Source organism: Pseudomonas sp. P5_152, assembly GCF_033989915.1.
In the GTDB taxonomy this organism is placed as follows: Bacteria; Pseudomonadota; Gammaproteobacteria; order Pseudomonadales; family Pseudomonadaceae; genus Aquipseudomonas.
In genome coordinates this window covers 3877387-3893667 of the sequence record NZ_JASFAH010000002.1, presented here as the reverse complement: position 1 = coordinate 3893667, position 16281 = coordinate 3877387, and the positions used below count along the sequence as shown (strand labels likewise).

11 protein-coding genes and 1 pseudogene are annotated in these 16281 nt (G+C 61.9%); 4 read left to right on the top strand and 8 right to left on the bottom strand.

From position 1 onward, the window contains the following. Positions 1 to 226: 226 nt before the first annotated feature. From QMK50_RS17515 to kynU, 5 genes are all read right to left on the bottom strand, one after another. On the bottom strand, positions 227 to 1252 hold the full coding sequence (locus QMK50_RS17515) for a porin (RefSeq protein WP_095169514.1): 1026 nt from the start codon (positions 1250 to 1252) through the stop codon (positions 227 to 229). A gap of 97 nt (positions 1253 to 1349) precedes the next feature. Next, a complete protein-coding gene (locus tag QMK50_RS17510; RefSeq protein WP_320333609.1) occupies positions 1350 to 3071 on the bottom strand; it encodes a hypothetical protein in 1722 nt (573 codons plus the stop codon). 76 nt (positions 3072 to 3147) lie between these two features. Beyond that, a complete protein-coding gene (locus tag QMK50_RS17505) occupies positions 3148 to 4464 on the bottom strand; it encodes an OprD family porin (protein ID WP_320333608.1) in 1317 nt (438 codons plus the stop codon). A 200-nt stretch (positions 4465 to 4664) separates the two neighbouring features. Then, on the bottom strand, positions 4665 to 6080 hold the full coding sequence (locus QMK50_RS17500; protein ID WP_320333607.1) for an amino acid permease: 1416 nt from the start codon (positions 6078 to 6080) through the stop codon (positions 4665 to 4667). Positions 6081 to 6111: 31 nt separating this feature from the next. Next, complete coding sequence (gene kynU / locus QMK50_RS17495) at positions 6112 to 7356, bottom strand: kynureninase (protein WP_095169518.1); 1245 nt, start codon at positions 7354 to 7356, stop codon at positions 6112 to 6114. A gap of 282 nt (positions 7357 to 7638) precedes the next feature. On the opposite strand from kynU, the gene QMK50_RS17490 reads away from it, so the two are divergent. Together QMK50_RS17490 and QMK50_RS17485 are read left to right on the top strand one after the other, a co-directional pair. After that, positions 7639 to 9093 (top strand): ArnT family glycosyltransferase, encoded by a 1455-nt coding sequence (locus QMK50_RS17490; protein WP_320333606.1) that lies wholly within the window; start codon positions 7639 to 7641, stop codon positions 9091 to 9093. A gap of 232 nt (positions 9094 to 9325) precedes the next feature. Continuing rightward, on the top strand, positions 9326 to 9709 hold the full coding sequence (locus QMK50_RS17485) for a hypothetical protein (RefSeq protein WP_320333605.1): 384 nt from the start codon (positions 9326 to 9328) through the stop codon (positions 9707 to 9709). Positions 9710 to 9807: 98 nt separating this feature from the next. On the opposite strand, the gene QMK50_RS17480 is transcribed toward QMK50_RS17485, so the two are convergent. After that, positions 9808 to 10641, bottom strand: coding sequence for a phosphatase PAP2 family protein (locus tag QMK50_RS17480; protein ID WP_320333604.1), 834 nt, complete (start codon positions 10639 to 10641; stop codon positions 9808 to 9810). Between the two features lie 263 nt (positions 10642 to 10904). On the opposite strand from QMK50_RS17480, the pseudogene QMK50_RS27410 reads away from it, so the two are divergent. Continuing rightward, positions 10905 to 11918, top strand: a pseudogene (locus tag QMK50_RS27410) (methyl-accepting chemotaxis protein); the annotation flags it as partial. Positions 11919 to 11960: 42 nt separating this feature from the next. Beyond that, on the top strand, positions 11961 to 12824 hold the full coding sequence (locus QMK50_RS27405) for a methyl-accepting chemotaxis protein (protein ID WP_401129984.1): 864 nt from the start codon (positions 11961 to 11963) through the stop codon (positions 12822 to 12824). A gap of 51 nt (positions 12825 to 12875) precedes the next feature. Here the strand turns inward: QMK50_RS27405 and QMK50_RS17470 are convergent, their stop codons facing one another. Both QMK50_RS17470 and QMK50_RS17465 read right to left on the bottom strand, forming a co-directional pair. Continuing rightward, positions 12876 to 14249 carry a DUF1329 domain-containing protein gene (locus QMK50_RS17470; protein ID WP_320333603.1) on the bottom strand — a complete coding sequence of 458 codons (1374 nt, stop codon included), beginning with the start codon at positions 14247 to 14249 and terminating at the stop codon, positions 12876 to 12878. Between the two features lie 59 nt (positions 14250 to 14308). Next, on the bottom strand, positions 14309 to 16264 hold the full coding sequence (locus tag QMK50_RS17465) for a DUF1302 domain-containing protein (RefSeq protein WP_095169524.1): 1956 nt from the start codon (positions 16262 to 16264) through the stop codon (positions 14309 to 14311). Between the last annotated feature and the right edge of the window lie 17 nt (positions 16265 to 16281).

Genomic DNA, 16281 nt, shown 5'->3' with positions numbered 1-16281 from the left:
CGCGATCAGGCTCGCTCCTTGGGATTTTGGGTGCCCATGCATCTTGCAGGCACCCACCAGTCCTGTGTAGGAGCGAGCCTGCTCGCGATAGCGGTGGGTCAGGCAGCATCGATGTTGAATGTGCCGGCCCCATCGCGAGCAGGCTCGCTCCCACCGGGATCGTGGTCGCTCGCAGGTTGTCCAGGCACAAAAAAAGGCGCCTTTCGGCGCCTGCTTTCAACCTGGCTTAAAACTTGTAGCGCACCCCCATCTGCAATCCCTCCGGGTTCTCGTTGCGCAACGGGCTTTCCAGGTTCCAGCTCACCGGGTAACGCACGTCCGAGTCGCGGTTGTGATGCACGTAGCCGTACACCGCATACAGGTCGGTCTGCTTGTTGAAGTTGTAGATGTACGCCAGGTTGATGCCAGTGGCGTCGCTCAAGGCTTGGTTCTTGCGGTCGTCCTTGTAGACCACGCTGGCGGCAATGTTCTGGGTGTCCCAGAAGTTGTGGCGAATCCCCAGTTGCAGGTCGCTGCCGTTGGACTCGAAGTCCACCCACGGTGCGTAGGCGTAGTAACCGACATAACGGTGATAGACCGCCGTCAGGTCCGTGGTGCCCATGCTGTAGACCACGGTGAAGTAGGCATCGGTCGCCTGCTCCATGGTGTGCTTGTCCCACAGATTGCGTTGGTACTTACGATCCACCGCGGCGGCAAAATACCAGGGGCTGTCGGCCCAGTAGTCGATGCTGGTGCTGTAGACCACGCCGTCGCGACTGCCATCGTTCTCGCCCAGGGTCGCCATGCCACGAAACTGATAACCCTCGTAGCGCGGGCTGATGTACATCAGCGAGTCGTCTTCACGCCACGGTGCATAGAACACCTGGACGTTGTTGACCAGGCTGTAGTCGTTGCCATAGAGGGGGTCGGCATAGCCGTAGCTGTTGGCCGAGGGGGTGTCCTGGCGACCGGCGCTGAGGGTCCCCCAGCGCTCGGAGATCACCTGGTAATAGACTTCGCGCTTACCCGTCGAGTCATCGGAGTGGGGGTTGTACATGGCTTCATAGACGGCGTTGAGCTTGATGTCGTCCGTCACTTCCTGGAAATACTTGAACTGGATACGGTTGGAGCTCAAGCCCGCCCCCGTCAGCCGATCCACGGTGTCGCCTCCCGAGCGCGCCACTTCGTACGTCAGGTCGACCACCCCGGACACCTTGAACTCCGCATAGCAAGCGCCACTCATCAACGGAAGGGCGAGCAATAGTTTGCGCATGAAAAACTCCGGACACTGCACAAGCGCTGGCCGGTGGTTCGTTGTCGAACCACCGCCAGGCTTTGCTTATTTGTTTTTATGGTGAGTTGTCTGGTTTTCAGTCCCGGGCTGGCCAGGGTTTGCTCGGGGCCTCGAAATTCGGCTTGCCGAGCAACGGCGTCGACAGGGCGTAGAAGCCGTGGTTGGTGAAGACCCAGATCAGGTTGCGGTCGTACTCGGTGTAGGTGCCGTGGGTCAGGTTGCCCATGGCGTAGCTGGCCACGTTCTTGGTATCGAACGGCGGCACGAAGTAGGCACCGATGGTCGGTTTGCCCGGCTCACGCACATCGAACACCTGGACCCCGGCGTTGTAGAAGGCGTACGGCAGGATGCCCTCGCGCGCGACACCAGGCTGGGTGTAGTAACCGGAACGCTTGGGCCCGAAGCTGCCCTTGCGCTGGCAGTAGTCGGTGAACGCGGCGTCGGCCGGTGGCGTCGGACGCGGCAGCACGTACTGGATCGCCGGCTTCTGCGGGTTGCTGACGTCCACCGCGAAGATATCCTTCTTCGCCTCGAAGCAATCTTCCGACAGTGGGTAGCCACTGAAGTAGATGATCCCGGTCTTCTCCACTTGCGAGACGTCGATGTTGTCGCCTTCGGTACCGGCCACGCTCACCGGGAACTCCAGGTGACCGACCACTTTCATGTTGTCGGCCTGGGTGATGTCGACCACGTAGAGCCCCATCCCGCCCATGGCGGCGTAGCCGTATTTACCACCCTGCTCGACGGTTTTCGGAATGAACAACGACATGCGCGCGCCCATCCAGGACGCACGGTTACCGGCGCGTGGGTTGGCCTTGAACACGGCTTCGTGCTGCGGGTCACCGACGATCTGGCCGGGAATGGTCAGCATGTCCAGGAGCTTGGGGTTGCTCGGGTCGGACATATCCCAGGACTGGTAGCCGGCGTTGTACAGGTCGTTGGGGTATTCAGTCAGTGCGTACTTGTCGCTAGGTGCGGCGGCCACGTACATCACGTCACCCCCGAAGTAGGCGGGAATATCACGCACACCGGAGCCCTGCTGCTCGCCGATCGGCGCATCCGGGTGTTCGATGTCGGTGGTGCGGGTAGCGATCAGTTTCCAGTCGTCCGGCAACGGGCCATTCATCTCGTAGACCTTGAAGCCTTTGAGGTGCTTGGACTTGCGGATGGCCTCGACTTTGTCCGGTTCGCGGTACTTGTCGCTCAACACGCCAAAACGGCGAACCTCGAAGGACTGGACCATGATGTACTTGCCCAGTTTCTTGTTCCACTGCACCGACGCCGCGCCGAACATATCGTCCGCGGCATAGGGGTTTTCTTCCTTGCCCGGGCCGTCCGCGCCCCAGGTCGAGCCCTTGGTGAACACCAGCTTCACGTCTTTGGGGTGGGTGATATCGAAGATCTTCAGGTTGCGGCGCACGTACTGGTAGAGGTAGCGCTTGCCGTCGAAGTCGACGATGTTCTGCCAGGTGTGGAACGGCTCGACCGTGATCGGGTAATAGGCCTCGACGGTCATGTTCTTGATATAACTTTTGGTGTCCCAGTAATCCAGCTCGCCAGCGAACGGTTCACCTTCATGGCTGAACGGCGTGGCCACCGGGTGGGTGAACTTGCCCGTCGTCTTGTCCATGCCATAACTGCCCGGGGCCGGCATCGGTGGGATCTTGTCCACCGACAGGGCCGTCTGCTGTTTGACGAATGGGTCGCTGATATTGACCGGTTTCGAGCTGTCCGCCTGGACACTGGTGCACAGGCCCAGCATCACGCAGGCGCTCAGCGCGCTGGTCAAAAAAGGCACACGGCAAGTGCTGGGGAGTCGCATTGTTTTCATTATTCACTCCAGTGGTGTTGCCCGGGTGGGCAGTACAGGGGGTCTACAAAATGTCGATCGGGTAATCGGTGATCAGGCGAAAGTCATCCAGGTCGCCCGAGCCCTGGTCGCGATCGGCCCGGTGCCAGGCCTGTCGAGCCCGCACACTCAAGCCCTTGGCCGGACCGGACTGGACCACGTAGCGCAGTTCCAGGTTGATTTCGTGATGCTGGCCGTCGTCGCCATAACGCCCGGCGTAGGGACTGTTGGCGGCGATGTGGCTGCCATCAATGCCCCAACCGCGCACATAGCGACTCATGAAACTCAGGCCGGGCACGCCGTAAGTAGCCAGCGCGAGGTCGTAACGCAGTTGCCAGGAACGCTCCTGCGGGCCGTTGAAGTCGGCGAATTGCGCCGCGTTGGGCAACAGGATCGAGGCCCCCTGGTCGTTGCCGTTGCGGCCGTGGCGGTCCTTGTCGCCGACACCGAGGTAATCGAAGGGGGTATCGCCGTCGATCTTCTGCAGCCCCAGCAACCAGCGATGACCACCGCTGCGCCAGAACGTCGAGAGGCCCAGGCTGGTGTTATTGATCTCGCCCGCCTTGGCCCGCCCCTCGTCCAGGGTGCGGTAGGCCGTCAGGCCCAGGCCGAGCTGGTTGTGCGAGTCGAGGTCGATGCGTGCGTCGAGGTTGGCGTAGTACTGGTTCCAGATATCCTTGAAGCGCGAGCCGTACAACGTGGCGCTCAACCCCGGCGTCAGTTGGTAGGTGCCGCCCAGGTAGTCCGCCGCCGGTGTGGTGACCCCGGCCATCACTGCCCACAGGTCGCCATCAGCATTGGTGGTCACCGGGCTGGTGCCGGAGGTGAAGTGCCCGGCCTGGACCTCCAGCGCCTCCACTTCACGGCTGATCAGCGACAGGCCCGTGGCGGTCTGCGGCACGATGCGAAAGTGACTGACGCCAAACACCGGGGTTTCCGGACGCTGCTCACCGTACTTGAGCACGCTGTCGGACAACCGCAGCTTCAGCGCCGCACCGGCCTTGCCGTAGCTGTCGGCCGGCTCGCCGTCATCGTGCACCGGCAGGTTGCCGGTACCGGACTTGTCCGCCGGGGCATCGAGTTTCAAGCCCAGGTAGGCGAAGGCATCCACGCCCACCCCCAGCGTGCCCTCGGTGAATCCGGAGTTGAACTGGCCAAGCACGCCTTGCGTCCAGTCGCGGGCATCGCGGCGGCCGTCCTCCTTGCTGCGGTTGAAGTAGGAGTTGCGCAGCAACAATTGCGCGCTGCTGTCGGCGATAAATCCGCGCGCCGGTTCTGCGGCGAACGAAGTCATCGCGCAGGCGCAGGCCAACAACAGAACGGTGGTTCTGGCGTGATTCATGACAACTCCGTGTGAAAGGTGGGCCGCTAAACACACAACCTGTGGGAGCGGGCTTGCCCGCGATAGCGGTGTGTCATCCAACCGTGACGTTGGATGTGCCGACCTCATGGCGGGCAAGACCGCTCCCACAAGGACTGTGTCTGGCCCTCATGTTTTCGGATTTAGAAAACGCCGGACCGTCCCTGGTCAGGCAGCGCCACTCAACGTTGCAGTGGCAAGGGCTTGGGCGCGTCTGTCGGGTGCACGGCCTTTTGCCGGAAGCGCAGGAAGTAGATCAACAGGATCACCGCCAGGAACGGAATGCCACACAGCAAGGTCGGGGCAAACTCTTCGGTGAACAACGTGGTGACCATCACCGCCAGCATCAGCAGCAACCCGCCCAGGCTGGTCCATGGGTACCCCCAGAGCTTGAAGGCCAAGGGTTGACCGGCCTGGCGGCGGCGGAAGAACAGGTGCGTGAGGAAGATCCCGGCCCAGGTGAACATCGCACCGAACATGGCGATCGACATCATCAGGGTGAAGGCTTTTTCCGGGTAGGCCAGGTACAGCAGCGTTGCCAGGCCAATTCCCACCGACGACAGCAGCAGCGCTGACAGCGGCACCCCTTTGCTGTTGAGGCGACCGAACACCGCCGGTGCCTGGCCGGCCCGCGACAGGCTGAACATCAAGCGCGTGGTGATGTACAGCTGACTGTTCATGGCCGACAGGGCGGCAATCAGGATCACCGCGTTGAACACCGCGCCGGCATAAGGCACACCAGTGGCCGCCATCACCGTGACAAACGGGCTCTGGCCGCCGCTGTTCTGGCCCCAGGGCACAATCGCCAGGACCAGGGCGATGGTCAGCAGGTAGAACACCACCAGGCGCACCACGGTAATCCGGAACGCGCGGGTCACTGCACGCTGCGGGTCCTTGGCCTCGCCGGCCGCCACCGCGATCATCTCGATACTCAGGTAGCTGAAGAACGCGACGATCACCGCCACCCAGGTGCCCCACCAGCCATTGGGGAAAAAGCCCCGGTCGTTGCTGTAGTTGGCAAAGCCGATCGAGGACTCGGCCGGCGCGCCGTACACCACATAGGCGCCCAGCAGGATGAACACCACGATGGCGCAGAGCTTGATCAGCGAGAACAGGTACTCGATGGCCCCAAATACCTTGACGCTGAAGGCGTTGGCGACGATCAGCGCCATGGAGAACGCGACCATCCAGTAGCCACCCGGCACGTCCGGGTACCAGTACTTCATGTACATCGCCGCCGCCGTGATCTCGGTCCCGACCGCAAACACGATCGACGACCAGTAGGCGTAGCGGATCGCGAAGCCAAACCAGGGCGCCACGTAGAACTCGGCAAAGGAACCGAACGACCCCGAGGTCGGATGGCGCACGGTCATCTCCGCCAGGCAGCCCATCAGCAACAGGGCGATCAAGGCACCGATGCCATAGCTGACCAGGACGCTGGGGCCGGCAAAGCCGATGGCAAAACCGCTGCCCAGGAACAGGCCGGTGCCGATGGCGCCACCAATGGCGATCATCGACAACTGGCCGCTGGTAAGGCTCTGCTTCAAGCCTTTTTCGCGGTCTATCAAGTGTTCGAAGGTGCTGGTTGTTTTTGTCATTGCACGTTTGCTCCGAATCGGTGGGAGGAACTCAGGTCACTGACTTGCGGGCCAGGAACTCCGGGCGATCCCATTCTTGTTGTTCGAGAATTGCACGCAGGGCGACCACGCTGTCCCAGACATCGACATAGCGGATGTACAGCGGGGCAAACCCGAAGCGCAGGATGTCCGGCGCGCGGAAGTCGCCAACGATGCCCCGGGCGATCAGCGCCTGCATCACCGCATAGGCTTGCTCATGCGCCAGCGACACCTGGCTACCGCGTTCTTCGCCGTTGCGCGGTGAGCGCAACTCGATGCCCAGGCCCGCCAGTTGCTCATCGCACAGCTGGATGAACAGATCGCCCAGGGCCACGCTTTTCTCGCGCAGCAGGTTCAGGTCGACGCCATCGAACACCTCCAGTGCGGCCTCCAGCGCCAGCACGCCGAGTTGGGGCGCGGTGCCGGTGAGCATCCGGTCGATGGTCGGGTGGGGGCGGAAGTGATGGTCGAAATCGAACGGCTTGGCGTGCCCGTGCCAGCCCGTGAGCGGCTGGCGGATATGCGGGATGTGGCGTTCGGCAACAAACACGAAGGCCGGCGCGCCAGGCCCGCCGTTGAGGTATTTGTAGCCACAGCCCACGGCGAAGTCGGCGTTCACCCCATTGAGTGCAATCGGCATGGCACCGGCCGAATGGCACAGGTCCCAGACCACCAGCGCGCCAACCGCATGGGCCCGCTCGGTAATGCGCGCCATGTCGTAGCGCTTGCCGGATTTGAAGTTGACGTGGGTCAGGGACACGATCGCCACGTCTTCATCAAGGGCATCGAGAATCTCGTCCGGCTCGACGCAGCGCAGTTGGCTGCCGGTCAGTTCGGCCACGCCATCGGCGATGTACACGTCGGTGGGAAAATTGCCCTTCTCCGCCAGGATCACACTGCGCCCAGGACGCAGGCGAGTCGCCGCCACCAGCACTTTGAACAGGTTGATCGAGGTCGAGTCGGCAACGATCACCTCGTGCCCCTGGGCACCAATCAAGGCGGCGATTTTCGCGCCGGTGCGCTGCGGGGCCGGGTACCAGTTGGCATCGTTCCAGGAACGAATCAGGCCCTGGGCCCATTCCTGCTTGAGGACTTTCTCGATGCGCGCGGGAATGTGTGCCGGCATCGCGCCCAGCGAATTGCCATCGAGGTAGATCTCGCCCTCCGGCAAATCGAAACGCTCACGCGAGGCGCCCAAGGCATCAAGACGGTCAAGGTACTCAAAATCCGCTCGCGTCGCGGGGCTGGACATGGACATACAGGCTCCTTCAGGATTTTCTTTTTCTAATTTAGGTCGACGGTCTGCAGCTTGAGGGGCAGTCCGCTACGAAGTGGCTTGATGCTACCCTCGCATGCCATTACCCGAAAATAGAAAAGCCTGCGTCAAGTATTCTCGACCGTTATAGCCAGCCAATCCGCACATCGGCTCAATCGCCCTGCAATGCACCATCTGTCACACGCCGTTCACTCATTGTTCAGATTCGCCGCCCTATACTTTGCCGCCCTCCTCCCCGCTCTTTCCTTCGGTGGCCCCCAGCACATGACGCGCCCAGCTCCGTTGTTATTCCTGCTCGCCGCCCTGCTGTTTTTCTTCGCCCTGGGCAATCACCAACTGCAAGGCTCCACCGAAGCCCGGGTCGCCGGAATTGCCATGCAGATGCACCTGGACAATGACTGGGTGACCCCCCGCCTGCTCGACCAAGCTTTTCTGGAAAAACCTCCCCTGAGCCTGTGGCTTGATGCGGCAGCGATTCGCACATTCGGCGGCACGCCCTGGGCGGTGCGCCTGGCGTCGGCCTTTGCCGGGTTGTTCAGCGTGATGCTGCTGTATGGGGCGCTGCGCCGCTTTGGCCGACCCAAGGCGATCGCCTTCAGCGCCGGGATCATGCTGGCCACCATGGGCAGTTACTGGGGCAATGTGCGCGGAGTCGGTGAAGATGCACTGCTGAGCCTGGGGGTCAGCCTGGCGTTGCTGGCCTTCTATCAGGCCCATCGACAACAGGCTGCCCGGCAGAGTGCCAAGGCCAGCTGGATGGTGTTCGCGCTCGGCATCGCCATCGCCACGTTGAGCAAGGGCGTGCTCGGCCTGGCGATGCCGGGGGTGGTGATCTTTGCCTTCCTGCTGGCCGAGAGCTTGATCGACAAGCGCTTCACACCGGCGCGCTGGGTACGCCCGGCACTGATGACCGTGTTCGGGCTGATTCCGCTGCTGATCTGGCTGTGCATGCTCTACCAGCGCGGCGGCGCATCGGCCCTGGCCGAGGTGCTGCTGACCAACAGCGTCGGGCGTTTTAATGGCTCGTTCGTCGAGGCCGGCCACTACGAGCCGTTCTACTACTACCTGGGCAAACTGCCAGAAGCCTTCCTGCCGTGGAACATCCTGGTCTACCTGGGGCTGTGGCACTTTCGCAAAAGCCTGGCGAGCAACCGCTACCTGCTGTTCTTCACCCTGTGGCTGTTGGCGCAGTTCCTGATGCTCACACTGGCGTCGAGCAAACGCACGGTGTACCTGATGTCGATGACACCCGCCGCCGCGGTGATTGCGGCGGAATATGCCTTCGTGCTACTGGAGCGGCTGCGCGGGCACACCACTGCGAGCAATTGGCTGGGCAAGGTCGCGCGTTCCCGCCGGGCTATCGCCATTGGCCTGCTCAGCCTGGTCATTGCGGCGTACCTGGGTGCCGCCCAATGGGCCGCGCCGCGCGCAGACCGGAGCTTGTCATTCCTGCCGCTGATGCAACAGATCCAGGCGCTCCAAGCCGAGGGGCGGCAAGTGGCGCTGTACCAGGCCAACGAACGAACGGCCGGGGCATCCGTGTTCTACACCCGGAGCATGCTCAGGAATCTACAGACAGAAGCCGAGTTGACCGCCTACCTGGGCACTTCTCCCTCCCACGTAGCGCTGATCGCCAGCGACCAGGAGCCCGCGCCGCCGCTGCAGGTACTGCAGAAAATGTCGGTGAGCCGGCAGGCGTATTACTTTGTGGGGGAGTAACACTGCCAGTAGCTGTAAGCCTTTCAGGACTTCAGCGAAAGGCATCACTTTGCAAAGCAGGCCAATCACTTAGAGAGAAAGCCTACATAAGCCAAAGAAACGTCTGATTTATCTTCCTTTACCCCACCATCTAGCGTGCGTCCTTTCGAGCCAACAAGGACGCACGTCGCATGAAGCGCTATCACATCACCGTCGGGGCCAAGACCTCCGCTGACGACAGCGATGAAGTCGAATGAGCAAGTCGGCATTTTTCGTTGGCTCGCTCGGCGGCGTAGTTCTCCTACTGATGATTATATGGATCGTCATCGCGCTCTACCTGGCGTACGCGAAGATGGACGTCATGCTGGAGCATCTGAAAAACAGTCGCTCGGTGATGAGGTTGTCTGGATCTCGGCGAATCGGACCTTGGGGGCAGCTAATGTTGATAGGGGGGATTGCAGGCTTCGTTACATTTCCTCGTCGGTACATCAACAAAGGTGCTATTTGCGCCGAAGATATCCATAACTTCCCCGCCCCACTCAAGCGCACGCTGGTCGTATTACATTGGAGTGGGTTAGTGCTTTTGTGCCTGCTTTTTCTAGTGGGTGGCATCGGCAAAATAGCTGGCTGGTTCTAGTCACTATCGGCGTATTCATTTGCCAGCGAGGTCGATCTCACGCTCGCCTTCGCTGGCAATCTCCTATGTAGGTCGTGACCTGCGCTGCAGGACCGACCTCAACCTGCTGCCTCGACCTGCGTCGCAGAGTCCGCAGCCTTGACCTTCTGCAGCACCGGCACATCCAGCCGCGCCCGGCCATAGAACGCCAGCGCCGTCAGCAAGCAGGTCAGCCAGACGAAGATCCCCGCCCAAAAGGTGTGGGACATGTAGTGCCAGCCTTGCAGGACCCGTGTGGTGCCATAAATGAAGCCCAGCCCCAGCGAGCCCCACAGGATGGCCTTGGAAAAGCGCCACTGATGACGCCGGGCCACGAAGTACAGGGCCAGCATGGTGAAGCCGCCGGAGGCATGGCCGCCAGGCCAGCAGCGGCCGTCGCCCGCTTCCTTGAACAACTGGAAGTTGCTGTACCACTCGATATGCGCGAGCTTGCCGCCATAGAGGGTGGTCTCGATCGGGCAGTACACGCTGGTGTGTGCCTTGAGGAAGTGGATCACCCCGGTGCAGAGGGCGAAGGCAAACACCACGAACCAGAAGTCCCGGCGATACTCGGTGGTAAAGCGCAGCACGGGCGCCACCTTGCTTCGCTCGAGAAATCCACTGAAGCGCGGGTATGTTCCGGCATTGATACGCGGCCAGACAAACGACAACAACCCGCCAATCAGGGCGATTTCCGCAGTCCAGTTCGGCACGATCCGCGCCCATTTGTGGGTGAACTGCTCGAACAAGCGGATGTGATCGAGTGGGAAAGTCTGGCTGACCGGATCGAACAACAGGTTGCTGAAAGCTATGTCGACCTGGGTCATATCGAACAACAGGAACACCAGCGCCGCACAGAGCAACGGGATTCCCAGGTTCATCCAATAGAATCGCTGGCGCGCGAACAGTTGCATCGTGGATCCCCACTCGGTATCGATCGCCGGACACTAAAGACCGGCAGGTGGGTGGTTGGTGAAATGAATGTGAAAAAAACCTGATCTCAGGCAAGCCCTCCGACAACGCGCTGAATAGCGGTGATCCGCTTGTGACAAAAATCGGTTCAGCTATCGCGACTGCGGCCGATACAGGCCATCTACACCCCTTGCTGGCTCCCAAAAAAAACAATCTTCCAGCCCAATGACGACTAAGTAGTGCAACGTTCCTGGAGGAATTGTTTATGAATAGCTGGTTCGCCAACATCAGCGTCAACCTCAAGCTGGGCCTGGGTTTCGGCCTGGTGCTGGCCCTTACCTGCGTGCTCGCCCTGACGGGCTGGACCAGCCTGGGCGGGCTGATCGACCGCAGCAACTGGATGAGCGACATCACCCGCCTCAATGCGGGCCTGACCAAGCTGCGCATTACCCGCCTGCAGTACATGCTTGCCAACGGTGACGAGGGCGTGGCCCAGACCGTGCAAAGCTCCCTCGATGACTTCAAGGCCCAGCAACAGGCCCTGCTGGCGCAGTTCAAGAGCCCGGACAACCTCAAGCTGCTCCGCGAGCAAGGCGCGGTCATCGACGCCTACCAGCAGTCGCTGAACAAAATGCGCAGCGCCTATCTGGCTGCCAACAGTGCGCGCCAGGCCATGGGCGACAACGCGGAAATCGCCAACAACCTGATCAACGACATCAACAGCCGTGTGCGCCAGATGCCCCTCAGCGACCAGCGTTTCGAGCAGTTCCAGGTGATCACCGAGGCCAAGGAACAGTTCCTGCTGGCCCGTTACGAAGTGCGCGGCTACACCGCCGACAGCAACCCGGCCACCGAGCAGAAGGCCGCCGTGCAACTGGACGCCGCGATTGCCAGCCTGAAAACCCTCAACCAGCATTTTGCCGACACCCAGGGCGACGCCCTGCGCCAGCTGGAACGGGTGCTGAGCAGCTACCGCAGTGCCTTGCAGACCTACAAGGCAGCTAATAGCCAGGCCATCACCGCACGCCAGGAAATGACCGTCCAGGGCAGCGACATCGTGACCCGCAGCGACGCGCTGTATCAGATCCAGCTCGATCGTCGCGACATCGAAAGCGCCCAGGCCCGCACCCTGCAACTGATCAGCACCTTGCTGGCCTTGCTGGTCGGCGTACTTGCCGCAGTGCTCATCACCCGTCAGATCACCCGTCCGCTGCGCGACACCCTGGCAGTGGTCGAGCGGATTGCCAGCGGCGACCTGACCCAGGACATCCGCGTGACCCGTCGCGACGAACTTGGCGTATTGCAGCAAGGCATCGCCCGCATGGGCGTGACCCTGCGCGACCTGATCAGCGGTATTCGGGATGGCGTAACCCAAATCGCCAGCGCCGCCGAGGAGCTATCGGCGGTGACCGAAGAAACCAGCGCCGGGGTCAACAGCCAGAAGGTCGAGACCGATCAGGTGGCCACCGCGATGCACGAGATGACCGCCACCGTGCAGGAAGTCGCGCGTAACGCCGAACAAGCCTCGCAAGCTGCCGCGGCCGCCGATGGCGAAGCCCGTGAAGGTGATCGGGTGGTCAACGAAGCGATCACCCAGATCGAGCGCCTGGCCAGTGAGGTGGTGCGTTCCACCGAGGCCATGAGCGTCCTGCAGAAGGAAAGCGACAAGATCGGCAGCGTCATGGACGTGATCAAGGCCGTGGCCGAGCAGACCAACCTGCTGGCGCTCAACGCCGCCATTGAAGCGGCGCGGGCCGGTGAAGCGGGACGTGGCTTCGCCGTGGTTGCCGACGAAGTCCGCGGCCTGGCGCAACGCACGCAGAAATCCACCGAGGAAATCGAAGGCCTGGTGGCCGCATTGCAGAACGGCACCCAGCAGGTCGCCACGGTGATGAGCAACAGCCGCAGCCTGACCGACAGCAGCGTGCAACTGACCCGCAAGGCCGGCTTGTCGCTGGAAAACATCACCCGCACGGTGTCGAATATCCAGTCGATGAACCAGCAGATCGCCGCCGCAGCCGAGCAGCAAAGCGCGGTGGCCGAGGAAATCAGCCGCAGTATCGTCAACGTGCGCGACGTCTCGGAACAGACCGCCGCCGCCAGCGACGAAACCGCCGCCTCGAGCATTGAACTGGCGCGCCTGGGTAACCAGTTGCAGATGATGGTCAGCCATTTCCGGGTGTAGGCCTACGCGTTAAACCACAACCGCGCGTCATCGCTGACGCGCGGCTTTGCCTTACCGCGTACCGCGTTGGCGCAACGCCGACGGCATGAAGTAGGAGTCCTCTGGCACCGGCTGGGAAAAGTCTACGGTTTCCGACTCTTCGTTATCCAGGTTCTGCACGTAGTAACGGCGCGCCTGCAAGTCGTGGAACACGTCCAGCGCACTCCAGGTGGTAGGCAGGTCGTAGAAGTTCTTCAGGTAGCCCATCGACACCCGCCACAACTCCCCTCGCCCGTCGTACTGATCCACCACGGCCGCACCCCAGCTGTCCTCGTCGAGAAACAGCACACGCTTGGAGTAGATGTGCCGCGAGCCCGGCTTCAGCGTGCCCTCCACCACCCACACCCGGTGCAGCTCATAGCGGGTGAATTTCGGGTTGAGGTGCCCCGGCGTGAGCAGGTCCGCGTACTTCACTTCAGGGCTGGTGACCTTGTAGTTGTTGTAGGGAATGTAGACCTCTTTCTTGCCCACCAACTTCCAGTTGTAGCGGTCTGGCGAGCCGTTGAACAGGTCGGTGTCGTCCGCCGTGCGCAAGCCATCGGAAGAAGCGATCGGGGTGTCGTACGCCAGGTTCGGCGCCCGCCGCACGCGGCGTTGCCCGGCGTCGTAGACCCAGGCCTGGCGTGGGTCCTTGATCTGGTCCAGGGTCTCGTGCACCAGCGCTGCACCACCGGCCAGGCGTGCCGGGCTCTTCACGAAGGCCAGGTAGTAGAACAGGATGTTCTTCAGGTCGGCGAACTGCCCACCCGGACGGTAGTAGGTGAACAGCCCTTCCTGTTGCGAAGTCACCAGGGCGAAGCTGCCATTGCGCTGCACCGGTGCTTCGGAAGCGCGCCGCACCACATAGATTCCGCGATAGCGGGTGATGTGGTTCCACAACGCCTCGACGCCGTCCTTGGGCACCGGGAACGGCACGCCGCCATAGGCATCGCTGAAGCCGTTGCCACCGTCCAGCAACTTGGCCGAAGTGGCGTTCTTGAAGGTGTTGTCGTACAGCCACTGCGGCGCCGAGCCGGAGCGACGGCTGGGGTAGATCGGCATCTGGAAGGTGTCGGGGTAGCTGTTGAACAACGCGATCTGACCCGCCGTCAACTGCCCCTTGTACTGCTCCAGATTGGCCTTGGTGATGGTGAACAACGGCTTGTCGGTGGGGAATGGGTCCAGGTGATGCTTGCCCGGCACATAGCCCTTGGGCGCCTGAGTGATGCCGCCATCCCAGGCCGGAATGGTGCCGGCTGCGTTACCCGCACGCTCGGCGCCCAGGGGCGTCAGGCTGGTTTTCAGTTGCTGCGCGTCCTGGGGTGACAGCGCGGCCAGCGCGCTGCCCGCTGCCAGGCTGAGGACCAGCGCCAGGCTGGTCTTGAGCAATCGTGGTGTGTGAAGCATGGACATTCTCCGAATCAAAGGCAGGGCCACAGCACCCGCATGCCAGGGGGCCTGAACCGTCACAGGAAATACTTGAGGTTAAAACCGACGTTGTCGCGGTCACGAATGCTGTTGTTCTGCCCACCGCCGTAGAACTCGGTGTATTGCAGCTCCGCTTCCAGCTTGTTCTGGTAGTTGGCCTTGATCCCCAGGGTGTAGGCCTTGCGCCCTTCGATGGTATTGCCGGCCTGGTAGCTGTTGCCCTTGAAGTCGTCTTTGTAGACCGCGTACGGCGAAACGTTGACCCCGGCGTACACGTCGTTCCAGGTGCCGTTGACCATCAGGGTGTAGCTGTAGGAGTCGCGATTGATCTGATCGTCCCGATCACCGCCCGAGACATAGGAGGTGTTGCCGGTGCCGGCGTAGTAGCGGTTGCTGCCGTCGAAGGCGGTGTACTGCAGGCTGCTGCCGCGCAAGTGCTCGGAGGCCAGCTCGAATACGCCAAACAGCGAATCGAACGACAGGTTCGGGCCGAAGTTGTAGATGCTGCCCAGCGAGGTATTGAACGCTTCCACGCGCTCGGCGTTGTTGATCTGGCTGTCGAGGGTGACCATCTGCCCGCCGACGTTGATCGACTGGCCGGTTACCGCAGCGGCTGCGCCGTTGGCCAGGTCACCGATCAGGTCGTTGGTCGCCGCGATGCCAATCGGCAGGTTCGGCCGGTAGGCCAACTCACCGAAGACCGAAGCCTGACCCAAGGTGGTGTTGAAGCTGAAGCCATACATGCGGATGTCTTCGGCGTAGCGGCGATTGGCCTGGATGTTGCCCATCACGTCGGCGGTGGCCAGGCCATTGGCCAATGCAGCGGCCTGGCTACCGGCCAGACCGCTCAACAGATTGGTCAGGGCGTCCATGTCGATGCCCTTGTAGCCACCCAGATTGGCGGCGATGGTCGGCTCCTTGGCGTGGTAGTTGACCATGTACACGCCGAACTCGGTGCTGTTGAGCTCTTCGGCGATGTAGCGGAAGGCGAAGCCGAACTGGCCGTCGTTACGGGCGTTGATGTCCTTGCCGATGGACGCCACCTTGAGGGTGTTGCCGTAGGCCGGGGTCACGCCGTTGGCGTACAAGCCGGTGCTGCCCAGGATCTGGTTGAGCGCCGGGTTGTTGCCCAGCGCTTCGTACAAGCCGATCACGTTGCCAAAGCCCGGCACTGGCGTATCCAGGGCGGTGCCGCTGAAGTTGTTGTAGCCGGTGTTGCCGCCGTCGGCGAACAGGTCGCCCTGGGAGTAGAAGGTGCCGACCGGATCGATGCGGGTTTCTTTCCAGTTGGTCTGGTAGAAACTTTCCATGGTCAGGTTGTCGCTCAGGCCGATGTTGAAGCTGACCGCCTCCACTGGCATCAGCACTTCCTTGACCTCGGCACCCGGCAGGCGGTACTTGGCCGCGTCCACCGGGTTGGTGGTGTTGATCCCGCCGCGATAGAAAATGCCTTCGCCCCAGTTGAATACCTGGCGACCCAGGCGCGCCGTCACCGGCATCTGCGCCACGTCCCAGTTGCCATAGACGTAGGCGTCGAGCATCTCGACCCGGCTGCCGGCGATGTCGCGAGTCTCGTCGGTGAAATGGTCGTCGTCGGGGTAACTCTGGCTCGGTTGCGAGGGGCTGTTGTTGCGGTAGTAATCGTTGCGCTTGTCCATCAACTGAGTGTCGTAGAACGCGGTGCCGCGCATGAACACCCCGTAGTTCTGGTAGTTGGCTTCCAGCTCCGAGGTGATCTTGTACACCTCGGATACCAGCCCGGTGTCGAAGTTGCGATTGCCATCGTTGGTGTTGACGTCGTCGTTGCTCTTGTCCCGTCCCTGGACCCGCCACAAGCGACCGTAGGACAAGGTGCTGTCGAACGAGCCCGTGACCTGGTTGTCCAGCACCTTGAACTCGGCAGCCAACGCGCCATCGACCACGCATAGCTGCAACAGCCCTGCCAGGCCTACCCCGGATATCGCCGCGCCCGAATGGCGTAATCGAATCCTCATGCGGTGTTCCTCCCTTC